The sequence below is a fragment of the Streptomyces sp. SLBN-8D4 genome (assembly GCF_049739545.1).
GTDB lineage: Bacteria > Actinomycetota > Actinomycetes > Streptomycetales > Streptomycetaceae > Streptomyces > Streptomyces canus_C.
On record NZ_JBMGQC010000001.1, the window covers coordinates 7,403,367 to 7,422,794 of the forward strand.

Below are 19,428 nucleotides of genomic sequence, written 5' to 3' on the forward strand. Positions count from 1 at the left end.
AATAGAACGAGAACTTGCGGATCACGGCTGCTGCTGCCATCGGTGACGGAAAACTCATGATCCTCCTGTCGCGTGTGACCATCCTTGAGGAAGTCCGGTCACCTCCACCTCGCCCGAGCGTGCCGTCCGGATCCTTAGCGCTGCCCCTGCCAGCCGCACGCCCTGCACGGACAGCGGTCCGATGAGGTCCGCCGGCATGGGACGGATCTGCAGCGTCCGCTCCGAGGCGTCAGGGCGCAGCCCGAGCAGCGCGGCGAGGAGCGCCACGCCGGACGCGGCCGACCAGCCCTGCGGGCGGCAGGCGGCCGGGTAGGCCAGGGGGGCGGGGGAGCCGGGGGTGCGGTGGTCGCCTCCGTAGAGTTCCGGCATCCGGTAGCCGAAGTGGGTCGCCGCGTCCAGGAGACCGTCCGCGAGCGCGTACGCCTCGGTGTGGCAGCCCGCCGCGCAGAGCCCGTGGATCGCTATCGCCGTGTCATGCGTCCAGACCGAACCGCCGTGGTAGCTCATCGGGTTGTATCCGCCCAGCTCCGCGGAGCGGCTGCGCAGCCCCCAGCCGGAGTTCAGCTCGCTCGCGGCCAGCCAGGCCGCCACGTCCTGGCAGCCCTGCGCGTCCAGGATGCCGGTGGACAGCAGCTGTCCCATGTTGGACGCGGGGCCGCTGACCTGTTTCCGGCCCCGCCCCACGGCGATGGCCACATAGCGGGGGGCCGGCCCCTGCGGGGACGGCAGCCAGAACGCGTCGGCGAAGCGTTTGCGCAGTGACTCCGCCCAGGTGCGCAGGCGCTCGGACGCCTCGACGCGGCCGCGGGAGGCCAGCAGCCCGGCCAGCCCGGTCGCCGCCTCGTAGGCGTATCCCTGCACCTCGCACAGCGCCAGCGGCGGCTCGATACGGTGACCCGCCGCGTCCCGCACCGCGTCCTCGCTGTCCTTCCACGACTGGTGACGCAGTCCGCTGGGGCGCGGGTAGTAGCGCAGGAAGCCGTCTTCGTCCTCGTTGCTGGTCTCCACGACCCAGTCCATGGCACGTTCCGCGTACGGCAGCAGAGCGTCCGTCTCCGCGTCCGGCAGCCCCCAGTGCCAGGCCTCCGCCAGCAGCGACACGAAGAGAGGGGTCGCGTCGACCGAGCCGTAGTAGCGGGAGGGGAGACGCAGACCGTGGCCGTGCTGGGCCTCGGCCGGGCGCAGTTCGTGCAGGATGCGGCCCGGCGCCTCCTCCCGGAACACGTCGTGCGCCGTGCCCTGACGCCGGGCCAGCGCCCACAGCGTGCCGCGGGCCAGATCCGTGCCCAGGGGCAGCATCATCCGCGCCGACCAGATGGAATCGCGACCGAAAAGCGTCAGGTACCAGGGGCATCCCGCCGCGATGAACTGGTCCTCGGGGTCCATGCGGTCGGGATCCGCCAGACGCAGCGCGCGCAGGTCGCCGAGGCCGTGGCGCACCAGCTCCACCAGGCGGCGGTCGCCCCGTACGACAGGTTCGGCCCAGGGCGCCGTGGAGCGGGGGGCGTCAGGGTGACCGGGCGGTGCGGGGACGGTCCCGCCGACGACGTCGAGCCTGATCCGCCGGGTCTCGCCGGGCCTGAGCAGCACTCGGGGCCAGGCGAACGTGCCGCCTTCCGGGCCGTCGGTGACCTCCGGCACCATTCCGTCGCCCGTGGCGCGGACCTCGGCACGGGCCGTGGCCGTTTGCCATTGCAGTCCGGGCGCGTCCGGCAGGAGGGTGGAGCGTACAGCGGTCTCCGCGTCGCCGCGCTTGACGAGAGCGATGTCCGCGAGGTCGGTGGCAAGGGCCAGCTCGACGCGTAATCGACGGGGCGTGACGCCGACGTTCCGCAGCAGGACCGTCTCGCCCTCCCCGGCCGTGCGCACTCGCTCGATGATCACCGTGGGGTCGTCCGTGCGGGCTCCGTGATAGCGGTGGACGGAGGTGAACCGCACCCGGTCCGGGCCCAGTTGCTGGAGTCCTATCGGCTCGGGCTCCCGGCCGTTCACCAGCAGGCACGCGGTGTGCAGCAGCCTGCGGTCATGGCCGTAGAACCCGTCCACGCGCAGCCCGCGCAACTGCCCGTCCCGTGGGGAGGCGGCGAAGGACGGGGCCGCGACGCAGATCACCACGTCGTGCAGCAGGGGCTGAAGAGCTCGCACACTCGACGAATCCGCGGACTCGAACATTGTGCGTCTCTTCCCGTTCTCCGCGAACGTCACTCCCAGCGGAAGAACTTCCCGGCCAACGCCAGCCCCACGACCCCCCACACCGCCAGAATCCCCAGATCCCCCCAGGGCATCCCGGCCCCGTGCTGCAGTACGTCCCGCAGGCCGTCCGACAGGGCCGTGATCGGCAGCAGGCTCAGGACGTCCTGCGCTCCGGCAGGGAACTTGGACAGGGGGACGATCACTCCGCCGGCGACCAGCAGCAGGAGGAAGACCAGGTTGGCCGCGGCCAGGGTGGCTTCCGCCTTCAAGGTGCCGGCCATGAGGAGGCCGAGACCCGAGAAGGCCGCCGTGCCGAGGATCAGGAGCAGGAGGACGGCGAGGGGGTTGCCGTGCGGGGACCAGCCCAGCGCGAAGGCGATCACCGCCAGGAGGATCACCTGGAGGACCTCGGTCACCAGGACCGATGCCGTCTTCGCCGTCATCAGCCCCCAGCGGGGGAGCGGGGAGGAGGCCAGGCGCTTCAGGACTCCGTAGCGGCGCTCGAAGCCGGTCGCGATGGCCTGGCCCGTGAACGCCGTCGACATGACCGCGAGGGCCAGGACGCCGGGGGTGAGGAAGTCCACCGCCTTGCCCTCGTCCGTGTCGATGATGTCCACCGAGCTGAACAGGACCAGGACGAGGGTCGGGATCACCACCGTCAGCAGGAGCTGCTCGCCGTTGCGCAGGAGCATCTTCGTCTCCAGGACCGCCTGGGTCGCGATCATGCGTCCCAGGGGCGCCGCGCCCGGCTTCGGGGTGTACATGCCGGTGGCCGTCACGCGCGCAGCTCCTTGCCGGTCAACTCGAGAAAGACATCTTCCAGGGTGTGCCGTTCCACCGAGATCTTCTCCGGCATCACGCCGTGCTGGGCGCACCAGGACGTCACCGTCGCCAGCAGTTGCGGATTGACCTTGCCCACGACGCGGTAGGAGCCGGGGGTCAGTTCGGCCGCCGAGCAGTCCGCCGGGAGCGCCTTGAGCAGGGAGCCCACGTCGAGCCCGGGGCGGCCCATGAAGCGCAGGGTGTTCTCGGCGCCGCCCCGGCACAGCTCCTCGGGGGTGCCCTGGGCGATGACCCGGCCGCCGTCGATGATCGCCACGTCGTCGGCGAGCTGCTCGGCCTCGTCCATGTAGTGCGTGGTGAGGACGACCGAGACGCCGTCCGCGCGCAGGTCGCGGACCAGGTCCCAGGTCGCGCGGCGGGCCTGCGGGTCGAGGCCGGCGGTCGGCTCGTCCAGGAACACCAGTTCCGGACGGCCCACGACCGCCATGGCGAGCGCCAGGCGCTGCTGCTGGCCGCCCGACAGCCTGCGGTAGGTCGTCCTGCCGCAGCTCTCCAGGCCCAGGCGCTCGATCAGCGCGTCCACGTCGAGCGGGTGCGCGTGCAGTTTCGCCATGTGCCGCAGCATCTCGTCGGCCCGGGCGCCCGAGTACACGCCCCCGGACTGGAGCATCACGCCGATCCTCGGGTGCAGCTCACGGGCCTGCCGCACCGGGTCGAGGCCCAGGACCCGTACCGTGCCGGAGTCCGGCTTCCGGTATCCCTCGCAGGTCTCCACCGTCGTCGTCTTGCCGGCGCCGTTGGGCCCGAGTACGGCGGTCACGCCCGCCCGGGTCACCAGGTCGAGGCCGTCCACGGCGGTCTTCGTGCCGTACCGCTTCACCAGGGCGTGGACCTGGACCACGGGCTCACTTCGCATGGGCCCGAGTCTAGGTTCGCCGCCCGGGCCGCAGACGGGCGGGTGCAGGATCTCCACCCAGCGCGCTCTTCGGGGTGTCGTCCCGCGACCGGTGCAGCGCCAGCCACCGCTGCGCGTACCGCACGGCGTCCGCCACCGGGAACAGCCGGACGTCGGCGGCGCCCACCTTTCCCCGTACGACGACGGCCCGGTCCCGCTCGAAGTCGTACCCCAGTTCGTCGAAGCGGTCCGAGGTGATCGAGACCTCTGTGACCACCTCCCACCCGTCCGGTCCCGGGCGGCCGACGTTCACCAGCGGGGCCGGGATGCGGTACTCGGCGAGATGGAAGCTTGTGCAGGTGTCGTAGCCCGCGCCGAGGAGCAGCACGCGCGCGTGGAGGGCCTCCAGACGGGCCAGCGGGCTGTGCTCGCCGAGGCGGCAGTCGGGGGCGTGGCCGTCCACCACGTCACGCGCGCGGGGGCCGAGCGCCGCGAACGAGGTCTGCGGGTGCGCGCTGCGCAGGGCGCCCGGCCAGGTGCGCACGGTCTCCGGGATCACGCCGACTCCGCGCGAGGGCGTCACGAGCGGGTCGTACGCGGGCATGGTCGCCCGGATCGTGTCCCACCACTCCTCGGGCACCGGGGGGTTGCTCCACACCGCCGGGTCCGAGAGGTCGCCGGTCTGGGTGGGGACCACGAGGGTGCCGTCCGGGCCGAGGGCGTCCAGAAGTCCCTGAACCACCGCGACCGGGCCTCCGCAGACCCAGCCGAGGGAGCTGAGCGAGGAGTGCACGAGCAGGATCTCGCCGCTTCTGACACCCAGTTCGCGCAGCTGGCCTGCGAGGGTGTCGCGAGTGACAAGTGGGCCGGTGGGAGGCGGTATCGGCATGGTTCGGCAGTGTCCCCGACAGAGGCGCCGGGCGCCACCGGTTTGATCGATCAATGATCGTTCCCCCAGGTCAGGTTAGGGGTGCCTAAGTGATGCAGGGCACCGTCCGTCGGAGCGGACGCGGGTTGCCCGGTCCTGAGGAATTACGCAACAATGGCGTTGTGAAAAACGTCGGCGAGGCTCGGGAGACCCCCACGGGGGCCCCTCAGGAGGAGCTCGCGACCGGTGAGCGGTCCACCCGCAACCGCGTCGCGCGATCCATCCTGGACCACGGCCCGTCGACCGTCGCCGAGCTGGCCGGACGGCTGGGGCTGACCCAGGCGGCCGTGCGACGTCATCTGGACGCCCTGGCGGCCGACGAGGTCGTGGAGGCGCGGGAGCAGCGGGTGTACGGCGCGCGGACGCGTGGCCGTCCCGCCAAGGTCTTCGCGCTCACCGACTGCGGCCGGGACGCCTTCGACCAGTCCTACGACAAGCTCGCCGCGGACGCCCTGCGCTGGATCCAGGAGCGCTTCGGCGGGGACGAGGCGGTCGTCGCCTTCGCGCGCGCGAGGATCGCCGCACAGGCCGAGGGATACCGCCAGGCCGTCGAGGCCGCCGCCCCCGAGGAGCGCACCGAAGCCCTGGCCAAGGCCCTGAGCGCGGACGGGTACGCTGCTACGGCGCGCAGCGCACCGGTCGGCGAGCAGCTCTGCCAGCACCACTGCCCGGTGGCCCATGTCGCGGAGAAGTTCCCCCAGCTCTGCGAGGCGGAGACCGAGATCTTCTCCCAGCTGCTGGGAACCCACGTCCAGCGACTGGCGACCATCGCGCACGGCGACGGCGTCTGCACGACGTTCATCCCCAAGATTTCCCACAGCACTGATCACACCACTGATATCGCATCTGCAAGCACGCGGCCGGGAGGAACCCCGCATGACTCTCCCCACGGAGACTGCCCACCCCGAACTCGAGGGCCTGGGTAAGTACGAATACGGCTGGGCCGACTCCGACACGGCCGGCGCCTCTGCGAAGCGCGGCATCAACGAGGACGTCGTCCGCGACATCTCCGCGAAGAAGAGCGAGCCGGAGTGGATGACCAAGCTCCGGCTCAAGGGGCTGCGCCTCTTCGGCAAGAAGCCCATGCCGAACTGGGGCTCCGACCTCTCCGGCATCGACTTCGACAACATCAAGTACTTCGTGCGGTCCACGGAGAAGCAGGCGGAGTCCTGGGAGGACCTGCCCGAGGACATCAAGAACACGTACGACAAGCTCGGCATCCCCGAGGCGGAGAAGCAGCGCCTCGTCGCCGGTGTCGCCGCCCAGTACGAGTCCGAGGTCGTCTACCACCAGATCCGTGAGGACCTGGAGGAGCAGGGCGTCATCTTCCTGGACACCGACACCGCCCTCAAGGAGCACCCGGAGCTCTTCAAGGAGTACTTCGGCACCGTCATCCCGGTCGGCGACAACAAGTTCGCGTCGCTGAACACCGCGGTGTGGTCCGGCGGCTCCTTCATCTACGTGCCGCCGGGCGTGCACGTGGAGATCCCGCTCCAGGCCTACTTCCGTATCAACACGGAGAACATGGGCCAGTTCGAGCGGACCCTGATCATCGTCGACGAGGGTGCCTACGTGCACTACGTCGAGGGCTGTACGGCGCCGATCTACAAGTCGGACTCGCTGCACTCCGCGGTCGTCGAGATCATCGTCAAGAAGAACGCCCGCTGCCGTTACACGACCATCCAGAACTGGTCGAACAACGTCTACAACCTGGTCACCAAGCGCGCCGTGGCGTACGAGGGCGCGACCATGGAGTGGATCGACGGCAACATCGGCTCCAAGGTCACCATGAAGTACCCGGCCGTCTACCTGATGGGCGAGCACGCCAAGGGCGAGACCCTGTCCATCGCCTTCGCGGGCGAGGGCCAGCACCAGGACGCCGGCTCCAAGATGGTCCACATGGCGCCGAACACCTCCTCCAACATCGTCTCCAAGTCGGTGGCGCGCGGTGGCGGTCGTACGTCCTACCGCGGTCTCGTCGAGATCGGCGAGGGCGCCCACGGCTCCAAGTCGAACGTGCTGTGCGACGCGCTGCTCGTCGACACCATCTCCCGCTCCGACACGTACCCGTACGTGGACGTCCGCGAGGACGACGTGTCCATGGGCCACGAGGCCACCGTCTCCAAGGTCTCCGAGGACCAGCTCTTCTACCTGATGAGCCGTGGTCTCTCCGAGTTCGAGGCGATGGCGATGATCGTGCGCGGCTTCGTCGAGCCCATCGCGAAGGAGCTGCCCATGGAGTACGCCCTCGAGCTCAACCGGCTGATCGAGCTGCAGATGGAAGGCGCGGTCGGCTGACCGGTCCTTCAAGAAGCAGCGGCACATTTCTGACGTAGGAAGAGAGCAGACCGACAGCCATGGCTGAGGCTCAGAACATCCCGGTGGGCAGCACGACCGCCGGCCAGATCGCGGTGGCCGCCGAGTCGACCGTCGCCACGCGCATGAGCGCGCCCCCGTCCTTCGACGTCGCGGACTTCCCGGTCCCGCACGGCCGCGAGGAGGAGTGGCGGTTCACCCCGCTGGAGCGCCTGCGCGGGCTGCACGACGGCACCGCCGTCGCGACCGACGAGGGCGTGAAGGTCGCCGTGGAGGCCCCCGAGGGCGTCACCGTGGAGACCGTCGACCGCGGCGACGCCCGGATCGGCAGGGCGGGCACCCCGGTGGACCGCATCGCCGCCCAGGCGTACTCCTCGTTCGAGAAGGCCGGCGTGATCACCGTCCCCAAGGAGACGGTCCTCACCGAGCCCGTCCGGATCGCCGTGCACGGCGAGGGCGGCACCGCCTTCGCCCACCAGGTGATCGAGCTGGGCGCCTTCGCCGAGGCCGTCGTGGTCATCGACCACACCGGTGACGCGGTGCTCGCGGCCAACGTCGACTACGTCCTCGGGGACGGCGCCAAGCTGACCGTCGTCTCCGTCCAGGACTGGGACGACAAGGCCGTGCACGTGGCCCAGCACAACGCGCTGATCGGCCGGGACGCCACCTTCAAGTCGTTCGTGGTCACCTTCGGCGGCGACCTCGTCCGTCTGCACCCGCGCGTCGCCTACGCCGGCCCCGGCGGCGAGGCCGAACTGTTCGGCCTGTACTTCACCGACGCCGGCCAGCACCAGGAGCACCGCCTCCTCGTCGACCACAACACCCCGCACTGCAAGTCGAACGTCGCCTACAAGGGCGCGCTCCAGGGCGAGGGCGCCCACGCGGTGTGGATCGGTGACGTGCTCATCGAGGCCAAGGCCGAGGGCACCGACACCTACGAGATGAACCGCAACCTCGTCCTCACCGACGGCGCGCGGGTCGACTCGGTGCCGAACCTGGAGATCGAGACCGGCGAGATCGTCGGTGCCGGCCACGCCTCGGCGACCGGCCGCTTCGACGACGAGCAGCTCTTCTACCTGATGGCCCGTGGCATCCCGGCCGACGAGGCCCGGCGCCTGGTGGTCCGCGGCTTCTTCGCCGAGCTGGTCCAGCAGATCGGTGTCGACGACATCGAGGAGCGCCTCCTTGTGAAGATCGACGAGGAGCTGGAGGCCACCGTCTGATGGCCTTCCTACGCGCCTGCGGGCTGAGCGAGCTGGAGGAGAACACCCCGAAGCGGGTGGAACTCGACGGCACGCCGGTCTCGGTCGTGAAGACCGAGGGAGAGGTGTTCGCCATTCACGACATCTGCTCCCACGCCAACGTCTCGCTCTCCGAGGGCGAGGTGGAGGACTGCCAGATCGAGTGCTGGCTGCACGGCTCCAGCTTCGACCTGCGCACCGGCAAACCGTCCGGCCTTCCCGCGACGCGCCCCGTCCCCGTATACCCCGTAAAGATCGAAGGGGACGACGTGCTCGTCTCCCTCAACCAGGAGTCCTGAGGCACCCATGGCAACGCTTGAAATCCGCGACCTGCACGTCACCGTCGAGGCCGACAACGCCACGAAGGAGATCCTCAAGGGCGTAGACCTGACCGTGAAGCAGGGCGAGACGCACGCCATCATGGGCCCCAACGGCTCCGGCAAGTCGACGCTCGCCTACTCCCTCGCCGGTCACCCGAAGTACACGATCACCGGCGGCACCGTCACCCTCGACGGCGAGGACGTCCTGGAGATGTCCGTCGACGAGCGCGCCCGCGCGGGCCTGTTCCTGGCGATGCAGTACCCGGTCGAGGTCCCGGGTGTGTCGGTCTCGAACTTCCTCCGTACGTCCGCCACCGCGATCCGCGGCGAGGCCCCCAAGCTGCGTACCTGGGTGAAGGAGGTCAAGGAGACCATGGAGCGCCTCTCCATGGACCCGTCCTTCGCCGAGCGCAACGTCAACGAGGGCTTCTCCGGCGGTGAGAAGAAGCGCCACGAGATCCTCCAGCTCGAACTGCTCAAGCCCAAGATCGCGATCCTCGACGAGACCGACTCCGGCCTCGACGTCGACGCGCTGCGGGTCGTCTCCGAGGGCGTCAACCGTGTCCGCGAGACCGGCGAGGTCGGCACCCTGCTGATCACGCACTACACGCGCATCCTGCGCTACATCAAGCCCGACTTCGTCCACGTCTTCTCCGGCGGCCGGATCGTCGAGTCCGGCGGCGCCGAGCTCGCCGACAAGCTGGAGAACGAGGGCTACGAGGCATACACGAAGGGTGGCGTATCCGCGTGACACAGCTGCCGGGCCTCCTCGACACCGAGGCGATCCGCAAGGACTTCCCGATCCTGGACCGCCTGGTCCACGACGACCGGAAGCTCGTCTACCTGGACAACGCGGCGACCTCGCAGAAGCCGCGCCAGGTACTGGACGCCCTGAGCGAGTACTACGAGCGCTACAACGCCAACGTCCACCGCGGTGTGCATGTGCTCGCCGAGGAGGCCACGGCGCTGTACGAGGGCGCGCGCGACAAGGTCGCCGAGTTCATCAACGCGCCCTCGCGCAACGAGGTGATCTTCACCAAGAACGCCTCCGAGTCGCTCAACCTCGTGGCGAACATGCTGGGCTGGGCCGACGAGCCCTACCGCGTGGACTCCGAGACCGAGATCGTCATCACGGAGATGGAGCACCACTCCAACATCGTGCCCTGGCAGCTGCTGGCGCAGCGCACGGGGGCGAAGCTGAAGTGGTTCGGGCTGACCGACGACGGCCGCCTCGACCTCTCCAACATCGAGGAGGTCATCACCGAGAAGACGAAGATCGTCTCCTTCGTGCTGGTCTCCAACATCCTGGGCACGGTCAACCCGGTCGAGGCGATCGTCCGGCGCGCGCAGGAAGTCGGCGCGCTGGTCTGCATCGACGCCTCCCAGGCCGCCCCGCACATGCCGGTGGACGTGCAGGCGCTCCAGGCCGACTTCGTGGCCTTCACCGGCCACAAGATGTGCGGCCCGACCGGAATCGGCGTCCTGTGGGGACGGCAGGAGCTCCTGGAGGACCTGCCCCCGTTCCTCGGCGGCGGCGAGATGATCGAGACCGTGTCGATGCACTCGTCGACGTACGCCCCGGCGCCGCACAAGTTCGAGGCGGGCACCCCCCCGGTCGCGCAGGCGGTCGGTCTGGGCGCGGCCATCGACTATCTCCAGTCGATCGGCATGGACAAGATCCTCGCCCATGAGCACGCGCTGACCGAGTACGCGGTCCAGCGCCTGGCGGAGGTACCGGACCTCAGGATCATCGGCCCGACCACGGCCGAGGACCGGGGCGCGGCGATCTCCTTCACGCTCGGTGACATCCACCCGCACGACGTGGGCCAGGTCCTCGACGAGCAGGGCATCGCGGTCCGGGTCGGCCACCACTGCGCGCGGCCGGTCTGCCTGCGGTACGGAATTCCCGCGACCACGCGAGCGTCGTTCTATCTGTACTCCACTCCCGCCGAGATCGACGCACTGATCGAAGGGCTGGAGCACGTACGGAACTTCTTCGGCTGACGGGAACGGGCTATCGCATGAAGCTGGACTCGATGTACCAGGAAGTCATCCTGGACCACTACAAGCACCCGCACGGGCGTGGTCTCCGGGACGGCGACGCCGAGGTGCACCACGTGAACCCGACGTGCGGCGACGAGATCACCCTCCGCGTGAAGTACGACGGCACGAGGATCGAGGACGTCTCCTACGAGGGCCAGGGCTGTTCGATCAGCCAGGCCAGCGCGTCCGTCCTGAACGATCTGCTGGTGGGCAAGGACCTGGCGGACGCGCAGCGGATCCAGGAGACCTTCCTGGAGCTGATGCAGTCGAAGGGCAGGATCGAGCCCGACGACGCGATGGAGGAGGTGCTGGAGGACGCGGTCGCGTTCGCCGGTGTCTCCAAGTACCCGGCCCGGGTCAAGTGCGCCCTCCTCAGCTGGATGGCATGGAAGGACGCGACGGCCCAGGCGCTGGACGCCGGAGCCGACGCCGAAAGGAAGACGGCATGAGCGAGACCGTTGAGATGAAGCCGGCCTCGGAGGAAGAGATCCGCGAGGCGCTGTACGACGTCGTCGACCCCGAGCTGGGCATCGACGTCGTCAACCTCGGCCTGATCTACGGCATCCACGTCGACGACGCGAACATCGCGACCCTCGACATGACCCTGACCTCGGCGGCCTGTCCGCTGACGGACGTCATCGAGGACCAGGCCAAGTCCGCCACGGACGGCCTCGTCAGCGAACTCCGCATCAACTGGGTGTGGATGCCGCCGTGGGGCCCGGACAAGATCACGGACGACGGACGCGAGCAGCTTCGGGCGCTCGGGTTCAACGTCTGACAGACGCGTACACGCGAAAGCGGCGGCACCTTCCGGGTGCCGCCGCTTCCGCGTGCTCGGACGCGGCTCAGGCCAGGCCGTGCACCAGCTGGAACGACGAGTCCGACAGGAACTGCGAGCTGTACTCGAAGCGTTCCAGACGGATCACGAAATTCCTGTGGCGCAGGAAGTAGCCGGGGTAGTTCACCGACTCCAGCATCGTCGCGCTGGTGTAGGCGGCGTCCCGGGGGCAGAACGTGGCGTCCTGCTTGAACAGGGACGAGCCGTCGTTGCGGTCGGCCCGCAGGACGAAGTTGCGGTGGCGCAGGTACTTTCCGTCATGGGTGGCGAAGGAGTAACAGGAGGCGTTCGCCAGGCCCTTGACCTGTTTGAAGGTGGCGTCCTCGCGGGACTCCGAGCCGCTGACGGGGTCGAGGCCCACATAGCCGTCGTCCACGTGCCAGAAGCGGTCGGGGAAGTTGACCGAGTGCACCGAACGGTAGGTCACGGAGGGCTTCGGCTTCGACGAACTGCCCTTGGAGGCCGTGGGCTTGGGCTCGGGCGGCTTCGGGGTCTCCGAGACCGCGACGGTGGGGCCGGTGCCCTGCTGCCGGGGGCCCCGGGGAGAGGGGGACACCGACGAGAGGCCGCTGTCGCCCCGGGGCGCCGTGGTCGTCGCGGGCTGCGAGGAGAAGGAGATCAGACCTCCCTCGTCCCGCGCGGTTTTTGATGAATCGTCACCTTCGTTGTCGGTGGCGGCTATTGCCGCGACGCAGGCGATGATCGTGGCCACCGCCAGTGCCCCGGCGAGATAGAGACGCCTGGTGCCGGGTGTACGGGAGGTGTCCAACGTCCAGCCGTTCTCCCAGGGGCGGTCCTGGGGCGGCCGGGTCTTGTCTTCGGGCATGCGCTGTTCCTCCGGCGCGGCGCGAGGCGACGTGCGGCTGCTGTGGTGGCGCGGTGTGTGAATGGTGAAACACAAGTGGTTCCGGGGGAACACTAGTGGTTGCCGGCGGTCCCGAGCATCCCTTTGAACCGGCTGGTTTCCACATTCCGCGCTCAGTTGGGTCTCGGGCGCGCCTCGTCGGGCTACGGGAGGGGCGATGTGATCACCTCTGCACCCGCTTGTCCCGTACGGCCTTCTCGCCCGCCGTTATGTACGCTCGTACACATGGGATACCTGCTGCTCGCCGGAGCCATCGCCGCCGAGGTCGGAGCGACCACGGCCATGAAGTACACCGAGGGCTTCAGCCGGCTCGGGCCCTCGCTGCTGACCGTGCTCGGATACGTCCTCTCCTTCGCGCTGCTCGCCCAGACGCTGAAGACGGTGTCGGTCGGCACCGCCTACGCGATCTGGGCCGGAGTGGGCACCGCGGCCATCGTCACCATCGGGATGCTCTTCCTCGGGGAGGCGATGACGCCCACCAAGGCCGCCGGGATCGCGCTGATCATCGTGGGCGTCGTGGTCCTGAACCTGGGCGGGGCGCACTGATGCCCCGACGGCACGACCCCGAGCGCCGGCAGCGGATCATCGACGCGGCCATCCGGGTGGTGGGGCGCAAGGGGCTCGCGGGGCTCAGCCACCGCAGCGCCGCCGCCGAGGCCGACGTACCGCTCGGATCGACGACGTACCACTTCAAGAGCCTCGACGAGCTGGTGGTCGCCGCGCTGCGCCAGGCCAGCGAGGGCTTCGCCAAGGCGGTCGCCGCGCACGGCGCCCTCGACGAGGCCGGCGGTGACCTGCCCGCCGGCCTCGCCCGCGTCCTCGGCGACTGGCTCGGCGGCGACCGCACCGGCGTCGAGCTGGAGTACGAGCTCTACCTCGCCGCCCTGCGCCGCCCCGCCCTGCGCCCCGTCGCCGCCGAATGGGCCGACGACCTCGCCCAACGCCTCGCCCACCGCACCGACCCGGTCACGGCCCGGGCCCTGGTCGCGCTGATGGACGGAATCTGCCTCCAGGTGCTGCTGACGGGGGCGCCGTACGACGAGGGGTATGCGCGGGAGGTGCTGGGGCGGGTGATCCCCGTCCGGCCGTAGCCGGTGCGTGGAGGGGCCGCCCACCACCCGAGACGGCCCCCGTACGGGTTCGCGTCCCGCGCCCTGTGCCGGTTAGGTTTCCCTCATGACCGACACGACTGCTCCGCGCACCACCGGCGCCATCGCCGCAGGCCTCGCCACCGTCGCCGCCGACGGCACCGTTCTCGACACCTGGTTCCCCGCTCCCGAGCTCTCCGCCGAACCCGGTCCGGCCGGCACCGAGCGGCTCTCCGCCGAGCGGGCCGTGGAACTGCTCGGCGACGGCGCCGACAAGGCGATCGGCCCGGACGCCCGCCGTGGCGTCGAGGTGATCGCGGTCCGCACGGTCATCGCCTCCCTCGACGACAAGCCGCTCGACACCCATGACACCTACCTGCGGCTGCACCTGCTCTCGCACCGGCTGGTCCAGCCGCACGGCCAGAGCCTGGACGGCATCTTCGGCCTCCTGCCCAACGTCGCCTGGACCTCGCTCGGCCCCGTCGCCGTCGACGACATCGAGAAGGTGCGCCTCAACGCGCGCGCCGAGGGTCTGCACCTCGCCGTGACCAGCGTCGACAAGTTCCCGCGCATGACGGACTACGTGGCCCCCCAGGGCGTCCGCATCGCCGACGCCGACCGGGTCCGGCTCGGCGCGCACCTCGCCGCGGGCACCACCGTGATGCACGAGGGCTTCGTCAACTTCAACGCGGGCACCCTCGGCACCTCGATGGTCGAGGGCCGCATCTCCGCCGGTGTCGTGGTCGGCGACGGCTCGGACATCGGCGGCGGCGCCTCCACCATGGGCACGCTCTCCGGCGGCGGCAACGTCCGGATCACCATCGGCGAGCGCTGCCTGATCGGCGCCGAGGCAGGCGTCGGCATCGCGCTCGGCGACGAGTGCGTCGTCGAGGCCGGTCTCTACGTCACCGCGGGCACCAGGGTCACCATGCCCGACGGCCAGATCGTCAAGGCCCGCGAGCTGAGCGGCGCCTCGAACATCCTCTACCGCCGCAACTCGGTCACCGGCACCGTCGAGGCCCGCCCGAACAACGCGGTCTGGGGCGGCCTCAACGACGTCCTGCACAGCCACAACTGAGCCCGCTGACGCGCGTTCACAGAAGTCGCCGCGAGAGGACGTCGCCTCTCGCGGCGACTTTTTTCGTCGGGGTGGCATAGCGGCGGTGCCCCGCACGCGTCACAAGAGGCGGAGGGGTGACGCACAGGCGTCGCCGGGGAAGAGAAGGTGACGATGAATGCCGAAGGGCTGGAGAGTTTCCGGGACTTCGTCGACAGCAGGTCGTCCGCCCTGCTGAAGACCGCTGTGCTGCTGTGCGGGGGAGACCAGCACGCCGGTGAGGACCTGCTCCAGAACGCCCTCGTCAAGGCGGCCGGGCGCTGGCAGCGGATCGACGAACCCGAGGCCTACGTACGGCGCGTCCTCTACCGCCAGCAGGTCAGCCGCTGGCGGCTGAAGTGGCCCCGGCGGGAGGTCAGTGTCGCCGAACTGCCCGAACCACCGGGCACCGGCGAGCCCGGCGCCGACACGGCAGCCGCGGCCGAACTGCGCCTGGTGATGCGCCAGGCGCTGTCCCGGCTCACCGCACGCCAGCGCTCCGTGCTGGTGCTGCGCTACTTCGAGGACCTGCCCGAGGCCGACGTGGCCCGGCTGCTGGGCTGCTCGGTCGGCACCGTACGGTCCACCACCCACCGCTCGCTGGCCCGGCTGCGTTCGCTGGCCCCCGAACTGGCCGCTCTCGGCGAGGCCGACGCCGAGCGCTTCGCGTCCCGTGACTACTCGCCCGTGGAGGTGCGTTCGTGAACGTCGACGATCTCGTGCGCGACGCCCTGCGCGAGCAGGCCGCCCGACAGGCCCCCGCGGCAGGCGGGTTCACCGACCGGGTGCTGTCCCTGCGCCGGCGCCGCCGTACCCGCAGGATCGCGGTTGCCGCCGCGGCCATGGCCGCCGCGGTCGCCGTCGCGGTGGCGGTGCCACTGCTGGACTCAGGCAAGGGGGACGTACGGCCCTCCGGCGGCATCGTGGTGGAGAAGAAGACGAAGGCCCACCCCGACCAGTCGCCGCCGCGCGACGAGATCTCGGCCGGGGGCACGACCATGGTCGGCTACTCCATCCCGGAGCGGGTCAAGAAGAGTGCGGACAGCGCCGTCTACGAACGCACCTACCACCTGCTGAACCCGAAGACCGGAAAGTACGCCAAGGCCGCCGACTGGTCCTGGGTCGCGGTCGCCCCCGGCGGGGGGACCGCCGCCGTTCTCGAACGGGATCTGCCCGCCTCCCGGATCGGCCTGCTCGACCTGGCCACGGGCAAGGTCGCGCGCTGGATCCCGGTCGACCACGGCGTCGGCGGCCTCGCCTTCTCCCACGACGGCCGCAAGCTGGTCGCGACGACGTACAGCCAGAACCCTGACCGGCTGGTCAAGGTGGAGGGCAACGTCGAGTGGGGCCAGCCGCAGACGTCGAGCCGCACCGGCTTCTACGTCCTCGACGTGGCCTCCGGGAACGGCGACTGGACCGAGATCAAGCTCGCGGCCGACCCGCACGACCCGATGGGCACCATGGTCAACAGCCGCCAGGACTTCGCCCTCACCGACGACGGCCGGTACGTCTGGGAGGGCCGCCCCATGGAGCCCGGCTATGTGTTCTACGACCTCACGGGCAAAGTGGTCCCCGTGCCGGCGGGCTACAAGTTCCTGGACTGGTCCGTCGAAGCGGGCAGGTCGCCGAACGGCGGGCTCGTCGCCAGTTCGTTCGCCGGGAACAAGTGGCAGACCTCGTCCTATGTTGTCAACGCCCTGACCGGCGCCAAGACCGAGGAACGCGGACAGCAGCTGCTCGCCTGGGTGGGCGAAAGCCGGCTCATCGCCTGGGACATCGGAAAGAACGACAAGAACGAGTTCCATCAGCGGCTCGTGCTCGTCACCCTCGGCAGCGACAAGGAGGTCCCGCTCAGCGGCTTCCGCGAGGGCAGCGACGGAGACGCCGGACGCTGGGACCCGCTCTTCGCGCAGCCCTGATCAAGGGGCGGCCACGAGACGTTCGTACTCCGCCAGCAGCCCGTCGGCCGCCTCCCGGCCGGCGGGGCGCAGCGGGGCGCGGACCGGGCCCGCCGGCAGACCGAGCGCGTTCAGGAGGGCCTTGGCAGTGACCGTGCCGGGCAGGCCCGCCGACATCATCGCCTCGATCAACGGCGTGGCCCGCTGTTGGAGGCGGGCGGACACGGGGGTGTCGCCCGCCTCGAACGTGTCGAGGACCGCCCGGAGTTGAGCGGGGACCACGTTGGCCACCGTGCTGACGTACCCCGCTCCGCCGACCGCGTACAGGGCGAGGACGTGCTCGTCGCAGCCCGCGTAGTACGCCAACTCCGTGCGGTGCAGGACCTTCTGGGCGCCGAGAAGGTCGTAGGAGCAGTCCTTGACCGCGACGATCCGGGGGTGCTCGGCGAGCCGGATCATCGTCTCCGGTTCGATGCGGGTGCCGGTGCGGCCCGGGATGTCGTAGAGCATGACGGGCAGTGCCGAGGCGTCGGCGATCTCCCGGAAGTGCGACTCCAGCGCGTCCTGCGGCGGCCTGCTGTAGTAGGGGCTGACCACCAACACCCCGTCCGCGCCCGCCTTTTCGGCGCCGAGGGCCAGCTCGACGGTGTGCCGGGTGTCGAAGGTGCCCACCCCTGTCACGACCGTGGCCCGCGCGCCCACCGCCTCCCGCACCGCCCTCACGAGCGCGGACTTCTCCGCGTCGGTCGTGGTCGGCGACTCGCCCGTCGTGCCGGACAGGACGAGCCCGTCGCAGCCCTCCGCCACCAGGTGGTCGGCGAGCGTCTGCGCGCCGTCGAGGTCGAGGGCGCCGGCCTCGTCGAAGGGCGTGATCATGGCGCAGAGGGCGCGGCCGAAGGGCGGGGCGGTGGTCGTCATACGCGTAGTCTCGGCCGACCAACCGTGAAGCTCCACTTAATTCTCCTACGGTGTATCGGTAAGGGATGCTGCGAAGAGGTCCTATGTCCAAATCGGGCCCCCATGGGTCACCATGGTCGGGACGGTGCACGACCACTGGTCCTGGAGGCGTCATGAAGCTCGGCAAGGCACTCGCCACCGGCGTCGCGGAAGAGCGGCCGGAGATCCACGAGGAAGAGCTCGAACTTCCGGAGGAGCTCAAAGAGCTGAAGGTTCCCGAAGAGGTTCCGGCGGCCCGATGAGACTGCGGCTTCCGGAGGAACGCCCGACGGAGCCGCCGACCGGATACAAGATCGCCCACCCGGTGCTGTCCCAGGACGGCACCCGGGCCGGGTTCACCGGTGTGTCGCTCGGCGGCGCGCTGCCGTACGGCGTCCTGGCCGACGCGTCCTGCGTCTACGGTCTGCGGCACCGGGCACCGAACCGCCGCTGCGACTGCGGCTTCCACTGCGTGCACGATCGCGCGGCGGCCGAGGCGCTGCTGTGCACGGCCGAGCACCGCACGGCCGTCCTGCTCGACGTCACGGTCCTCGGCCGCTACCTCCGCTTCGAGCTCGGCTTCCGCTACGCCCGTCAGCGGGTGCGGACCGCCACCGTCGGCGCGTGTTCCTGCGGCACGGTCGCGGCGGCGCTCGCCGACGCCGGCTGGGGCAGACCCGGCTGGCGGGCCCTGGCCCCCTCCTGCACGGGCTGCCTGCGCGGACGTACGGCCGTCTCGCTCGCCGGGTTCGCCCGGCTGGCCGGTGAGGGGCTGCGGGTGGTGGCACGCCCGGCCGCCGTGCCCGCGCCAGGCGATCCCGGCCTGCCCGAAGGGCTCGGGGTGCCCGAACTCGCCGCCGAGGCAGCCCTGTTGCAGGCCCGGCTCGACTGGTTCCAGAGCCAGTTGGCCCGGCTCGGACAGGGCGGATCGGACGGCGGTCCGCAAGTGGGGTAGCCCGTGGCCGGGCCGGGTACCCGGGTGTTCCGACCGAGAGGAGGCGGAACACCGTGACCGGAACCACGGCCCCCAGGCCGGTGCACGACGAACATCACTCGGTGGGCGAACTCGTCGGACAGGCCACCGAACAGGTCTCCAGGCTGGTGCGGCAGGAAGTCGCCCTCGCGAAGGAGGAGCTGGCCGAGAAGGGCCGGCGGGCCGGGAAGGGCGGCGGGTTGCTCGGTGCCGCCGGCGCCTTCGCCTACGCGGGACTGCTCGCCCTGGCCGGAACGGCCACCGCCGCGCTCTCCCTGGTGCTGTCGGTGTGGGCCTCGGCACTGATCGTGACGGCTGTGCTGTTCGTGATCGCGGGAGTGCTCGCCGCTGTCGGCCGCTCCCAGCTGCGCCGTGCCACACCCCCGACGCCCGAGGAGGCACTCGGCAGCGTCAAGGCGGACGTCGAGGAGATCAGGGAAAGGGCGCACCGATGACGGACAGGACGGGGAGCGAGCCCCCCATGACGGGGGCCAAGGGGCCCGATGAACTGCGGCGGCAGATCGAGCGCACCCGCAGCGAACTCGGCGACACAGTGGAGGAGTTGGCAGGAAAGATGGACGTCAAGGGCCGGGCGAGGGCCCGTGCGGCAGATCTCAGGGACAAGGCGGGAGCGATGACCGTGCAGCTGCGCAGCAGCGCGGCGCAGGCCGGTCACACCGTGCACGACAAGGCCACTCAGGCCGGCCACAAGGTCCAGGACCGGGCCACGCAGGCCGGCCACAAAGTCCAGGACCGGGCCACGCAGGCCGGCCACAAGGTCCAGGACCGGACGCAGCGGGCGGGCGAGATCACCCAGGGCAAGGCCTCGGAGACGGGTACCGCGCTGGAGCGCAGGGCGCAGCACAGCGTGCCCCAGCCGGTCCGGCCGCTGGTCATGGCGGCGATACGGCATCCGCGACCGGCGCTGATCGTCGGCGCGGCCCTGGCCGCGGTCGTCGTCGTGTCGTGGCGGTACCCGAAGAAGTAGGCCGCGACAGGCCGAAGGCCGGATGTG

At 70.4% G+C, this 19,428-nt stretch carries 22 protein-coding genes and 1 pseudogene; 17 read left to right on the top strand and 6 right to left on the bottom strand.

Going from position 1 to position 19,428, the window contains the following annotated elements:
• Positions 1-54 precede the first annotated feature (54 nt).
• From RKD20_RS33600 to RKD20_RS33615, 4 genes are read right to left on the bottom strand one after another with little or no spacing between them, the layout of a single operon-like run.
• Positions 55-2,145: a glycogen debranching N-terminal domain-containing protein gene (locus RKD20_RS33600; protein ID WP_424880986.1), complete on the bottom strand. Its 2,091-nt coding sequence runs from the start codon at positions 2,143-2,145 to the stop codon at positions 55-57.
• A 56-nt stretch (positions 2,146-2,201) separates the two neighbouring features.
• Positions 2,202-2,972, bottom strand: a complete 771-nt coding sequence (locus RKD20_RS33605) for an ABC transporter permease (protein ID WP_424880987.1) — start codon at positions 2,970-2,972, stop codon at positions 2,202-2,204.
• The gene (locus RKD20_RS33610; protein ID WP_424880988.1) at positions 2,969-3,892 is read right to left on the bottom strand and encodes an ABC transporter ATP-binding protein; all 924 of its coding nucleotides are present in this window, start codon (positions 3,890-3,892) and stop codon (positions 2,969-2,971) included. Before RKD20_RS33610 ends, RKD20_RS33605 begins: the two co-directional genes overlap by 4 nt.
• A gap of 10 nt (positions 3,893-3,902) precedes the next feature.
• Positions 3,903-4,760, bottom strand: coding sequence for an aminoglycoside N(3)-acetyltransferase (locus RKD20_RS33615; RefSeq protein WP_424880989.1), 858 nt, complete (start codon positions 4,758-4,760; stop codon positions 3,903-3,905).
• Positions 4,761-4,921: 161 nt separating this feature from the next.
• On the opposite strand from RKD20_RS33615, the pseudogene RKD20_RS33620 reads away from it, so the two are divergent.
• The 8 genes and pseudogenes from RKD20_RS33620 (at position 4,922) to RKD20_RS33655 (ending at position 11,497) form a co-directional block, all read left to right on the top strand.
• Positions 4,922-5,679 (top strand): annotated as a pseudogene (locus RKD20_RS33620) (helix-turn-helix transcriptional regulator).
• Positions 5,676-7,097: a Fe-S cluster assembly protein SufB gene (gene sufB / locus RKD20_RS33625; protein WP_020121467.1), complete on the top strand. Its 1,422-nt coding sequence runs from the start codon at positions 5,676-5,678 to the stop codon at positions 7,095-7,097. The pseudogene RKD20_RS33620 and the gene sufB overlap by 4 nt, the downstream one beginning before the upstream one ends.
• Positions 7,098-7,156: 59 nt before the next feature.
• Entirely contained in the window at positions 7,157-8,338 is a 1,182-nt protein-coding gene (gene sufD / locus RKD20_RS33630; RefSeq protein WP_424880990.1) for a Fe-S cluster assembly protein SufD, read from the top strand.
• Complete coding sequence (locus RKD20_RS33635; RefSeq protein WP_424880991.1) at positions 8,338-8,655, top strand: non-heme iron oxygenase ferredoxin subunit; 318 nt, start codon at positions 8,338-8,340, stop codon at positions 8,653-8,655. Before sufD ends, RKD20_RS33635 begins: the two co-directional genes overlap by 1 nt.
• Positions 8,656-8,662: 7 nt before the next feature.
• A complete protein-coding gene (sufC, locus tag RKD20_RS33640; RefSeq protein ID WP_020121464.1) occupies positions 8,663-9,427 on the top strand; it encodes a Fe-S cluster assembly ATPase SufC in 765 nt (254 codons plus the stop codon).
• Positions 9,424-10,680 carry a cysteine desulfurase gene (locus RKD20_RS33645; RefSeq protein ID WP_020121463.1) on the top strand — a complete coding sequence of 419 codons (1,257 nt, stop codon included), beginning with the start codon at positions 9,424-9,426 and terminating at the stop codon, positions 10,678-10,680. The genes sufC and RKD20_RS33645 overlap by 4 nt, the downstream gene beginning before the upstream one ends.
• Before the next feature lie 17 nt (positions 10,681-10,697).
• The gene (gene sufU / locus RKD20_RS33650) at positions 10,698-11,168 is read left to right on the top strand and encodes a Fe-S cluster assembly sulfur transfer protein SufU (RefSeq protein ID WP_020121462.1); all 471 of its coding nucleotides are present in this window, start codon (positions 10,698-10,700) and stop codon (positions 11,166-11,168) included.
• Entirely contained in the window at positions 11,165-11,497 is a 333-nt protein-coding gene (locus RKD20_RS33655; protein ID WP_007381214.1) for a metal-sulfur cluster assembly factor, read from the top strand. Before sufU ends, RKD20_RS33655 begins: the two co-directional genes overlap by 4 nt.
• Before the next feature lie 67 nt (positions 11,498-11,564).
• On the opposite strand, the gene RKD20_RS33660 is transcribed toward RKD20_RS33655, so the two are convergent.
• Positions 11,565-12,383, bottom strand: a complete 819-nt coding sequence (locus tag RKD20_RS33660) for an AbfB domain-containing protein (protein ID WP_424880992.1) — start codon at positions 12,381-12,383, stop codon at positions 11,565-11,567.
• Between the two features lie 264 nt (positions 12,384-12,647).
• On the opposite strand from RKD20_RS33660, the gene RKD20_RS33665 reads away from it, so the two are divergent.
• From RKD20_RS33665 to RKD20_RS33685, 5 genes are all read left to right on the top strand, one after another.
• Positions 12,648-12,968 (top strand): DMT family transporter, encoded by a 321-nt coding sequence (locus RKD20_RS33665; RefSeq protein WP_424880993.1) that lies wholly within the window; start codon positions 12,648-12,650, stop codon positions 12,966-12,968.
• Positions 12,968-13,513, top strand: coding sequence for a TetR/AcrR family transcriptional regulator (locus tag RKD20_RS33670; RefSeq protein ID WP_424880994.1), 546 nt, complete (start codon positions 12,968-12,970; stop codon positions 13,511-13,513). The genes RKD20_RS33665 and RKD20_RS33670 overlap by 1 nt, the downstream gene beginning before the upstream one ends.
• A gap of 85 nt (positions 13,514-13,598) precedes the next feature.
• Entirely contained in the window at positions 13,599-14,588 is a 990-nt protein-coding gene (gene dapD / locus RKD20_RS33675) for a 2,3,4,5-tetrahydropyridine-2,6-dicarboxylate N-succinyltransferase (RefSeq protein ID WP_424880995.1), read from the top strand.
• A gap of 153 nt (positions 14,589-14,741) precedes the next feature.
• A complete protein-coding gene (locus RKD20_RS33680) occupies positions 14,742-15,311 on the top strand; it encodes a SigE family RNA polymerase sigma factor (RefSeq protein WP_424880996.1) in 570 nt (189 codons plus the stop codon).
• Positions 15,308-16,525, top strand: coding sequence for a YncE family protein (locus tag RKD20_RS33685; RefSeq protein ID WP_424880997.1), 1,218 nt, complete (start codon positions 15,308-15,310; stop codon positions 16,523-16,525). Before RKD20_RS33680 ends, RKD20_RS33685 begins: the two co-directional genes overlap by 4 nt.
• Here RKD20_RS33685 and dapA read toward each other — a convergent pair whose 3' ends face one another.
• Positions 16,526-17,422, bottom strand: coding sequence for a 4-hydroxy-tetrahydrodipicolinate synthase (gene dapA / locus RKD20_RS33690; protein ID WP_424880998.1), 897 nt, complete (start codon positions 17,420-17,422; stop codon positions 16,526-16,528).
• Between the two features lie 152 nt (positions 17,423-17,574).
• Here dapA and RKD20_RS33695 point away from each other — a divergent pair, with 152 nt between their 5' ends.
• From RKD20_RS33695 to RKD20_RS33710, 4 genes are read left to right on the top strand one after another with little or no spacing between them, the layout of a single operon-like run.
• Positions 17,575-17,703 carry a hypothetical protein gene (locus tag RKD20_RS33695; protein WP_020121453.1) on the top strand — a complete coding sequence of 43 codons (129 nt, stop codon included), beginning with the start codon at positions 17,575-17,577 and terminating at the stop codon, positions 17,701-17,703.
• Entirely contained in the window at positions 17,700-18,395 is a 696-nt protein-coding gene (locus RKD20_RS33700) for a hypothetical protein (RefSeq protein WP_424880999.1), read from the top strand. Before RKD20_RS33695 ends, RKD20_RS33700 begins: the two co-directional genes overlap by 4 nt.
• Positions 18,396-18,448: 53 nt before the next feature.
• Complete coding sequence (locus tag RKD20_RS33705) at positions 18,449-18,868, top strand: phage holin family protein (protein WP_424881000.1); 420 nt, start codon at positions 18,449-18,451, stop codon at positions 18,866-18,868.
• Positions 18,865-19,401 carry a DUF3618 domain-containing protein gene (locus tag RKD20_RS33710; RefSeq protein WP_424881001.1) on the top strand — a complete coding sequence of 179 codons (537 nt, stop codon included), beginning with the start codon at positions 18,865-18,867 and terminating at the stop codon, positions 19,399-19,401. The genes RKD20_RS33705 and RKD20_RS33710 overlap by 4 nt, the downstream gene beginning before the upstream one ends.
• Positions 19,402-19,428: the final 27 nt, after the last annotated feature.

What these genes read in the sequence shown, in the direction of transcription:
- RKD20_RS33665 (WP_424880993.1), top strand. Translation starts at nt 12,648, where the DNA reads ATGGGATACCTGCTGCTCGCCGGAGCCATCGCCGCCGAGGTCGGAGCG.
- RKD20_RS33660 (WP_424880992.1), bottom strand. Translation starts at nt 12,383, where the DNA reads ATGCCCGAAGACAAGACCCGGCCGCCCCAGGACCGCCCCTGGGAGAAC.
- RKD20_RS33670 (WP_424880994.1), top strand. Translation starts at nt 12,968, where the DNA reads ATGCCCCGACGGCACGACCCCGAGCGCCGGCAGCGGATCATCGACGCG.
- RKD20_RS33610 (WP_424880988.1), bottom strand. Translation starts at nt 3,892, where the DNA reads ATGCGAAGTGAGCCCGTGGTCCAGGTCCACGCCCTGGTGAAGCGGTAC.
- RKD20_RS33700 (WP_424880999.1), top strand. Translation starts at nt 17,700, where the DNA reads ATGAGACTGCGGCTTCCGGAGGAACGCCCGACGGAGCCGCCGACCGGA.
- RKD20_RS33615 (WP_424880989.1), bottom strand. Translation starts at nt 4,760, where the DNA reads ATGCCGATACCGCCTCCCACCGGCCCACTTGTCACTCGCGACACCCTC.
- dapD (WP_424880995.1), top strand. Translation starts at nt 13,599, where the DNA reads ATGACCGACACGACTGCTCCGCGCACCACCGGCGCCATCGCCGCAGGC.
- RKD20_RS33635 (WP_424880991.1), top strand. Translation starts at nt 8,338, where the DNA reads ATGGCCTTCCTACGCGCCTGCGGGCTGAGCGAGCTGGAGGAGAACACC.
- sufC (WP_020121464.1), top strand. Translation starts at nt 8,663, where the DNA reads ATGGCAACGCTTGAAATCCGCGACCTGCACGTCACCGTCGAGGCCGAC.
- sufB (WP_020121467.1), top strand. Translation starts at nt 5,676, where the DNA reads ATGACTCTCCCCACGGAGACTGCCCACCCCGAACTCGAGGGCCTGGGT.
- RKD20_RS33655 (WP_007381214.1), top strand. Translation starts at nt 11,165, where the DNA reads ATGAGCGAGACCGTTGAGATGAAGCCGGCCTCGGAGGAAGAGATCCGC.
- dapA (WP_424880998.1), bottom strand. Translation starts at nt 17,422, where the DNA reads ATGACGACCACCGCCCCGCCCTTCGGCCGCGCCCTCTGCGCCATGATC.
- sufD (WP_424880990.1), top strand. Translation starts at nt 7,157, where the DNA reads ATGGCTGAGGCTCAGAACATCCCGGTGGGCAGCACGACCGCCGGCCAG.
- RKD20_RS33680 (WP_424880996.1), top strand. Translation starts at nt 14,742, where the DNA reads ATGAATGCCGAAGGGCTGGAGAGTTTCCGGGACTTCGTCGACAGCAGG.
- sufU (WP_020121462.1), top strand. Translation starts at nt 10,698, where the DNA reads ATGAAGCTGGACTCGATGTACCAGGAAGTCATCCTGGACCACTACAAG.
- RKD20_RS33710 (WP_424881001.1), top strand. Translation starts at nt 18,865, where the DNA reads ATGACGGACAGGACGGGGAGCGAGCCCCCCATGACGGGGGCCAAGGGG.
- RKD20_RS33695 (WP_020121453.1), top strand. Translation starts at nt 17,575, where the DNA reads ATGAAGCTCGGCAAGGCACTCGCCACCGGCGTCGCGGAAGAGCGGCCG.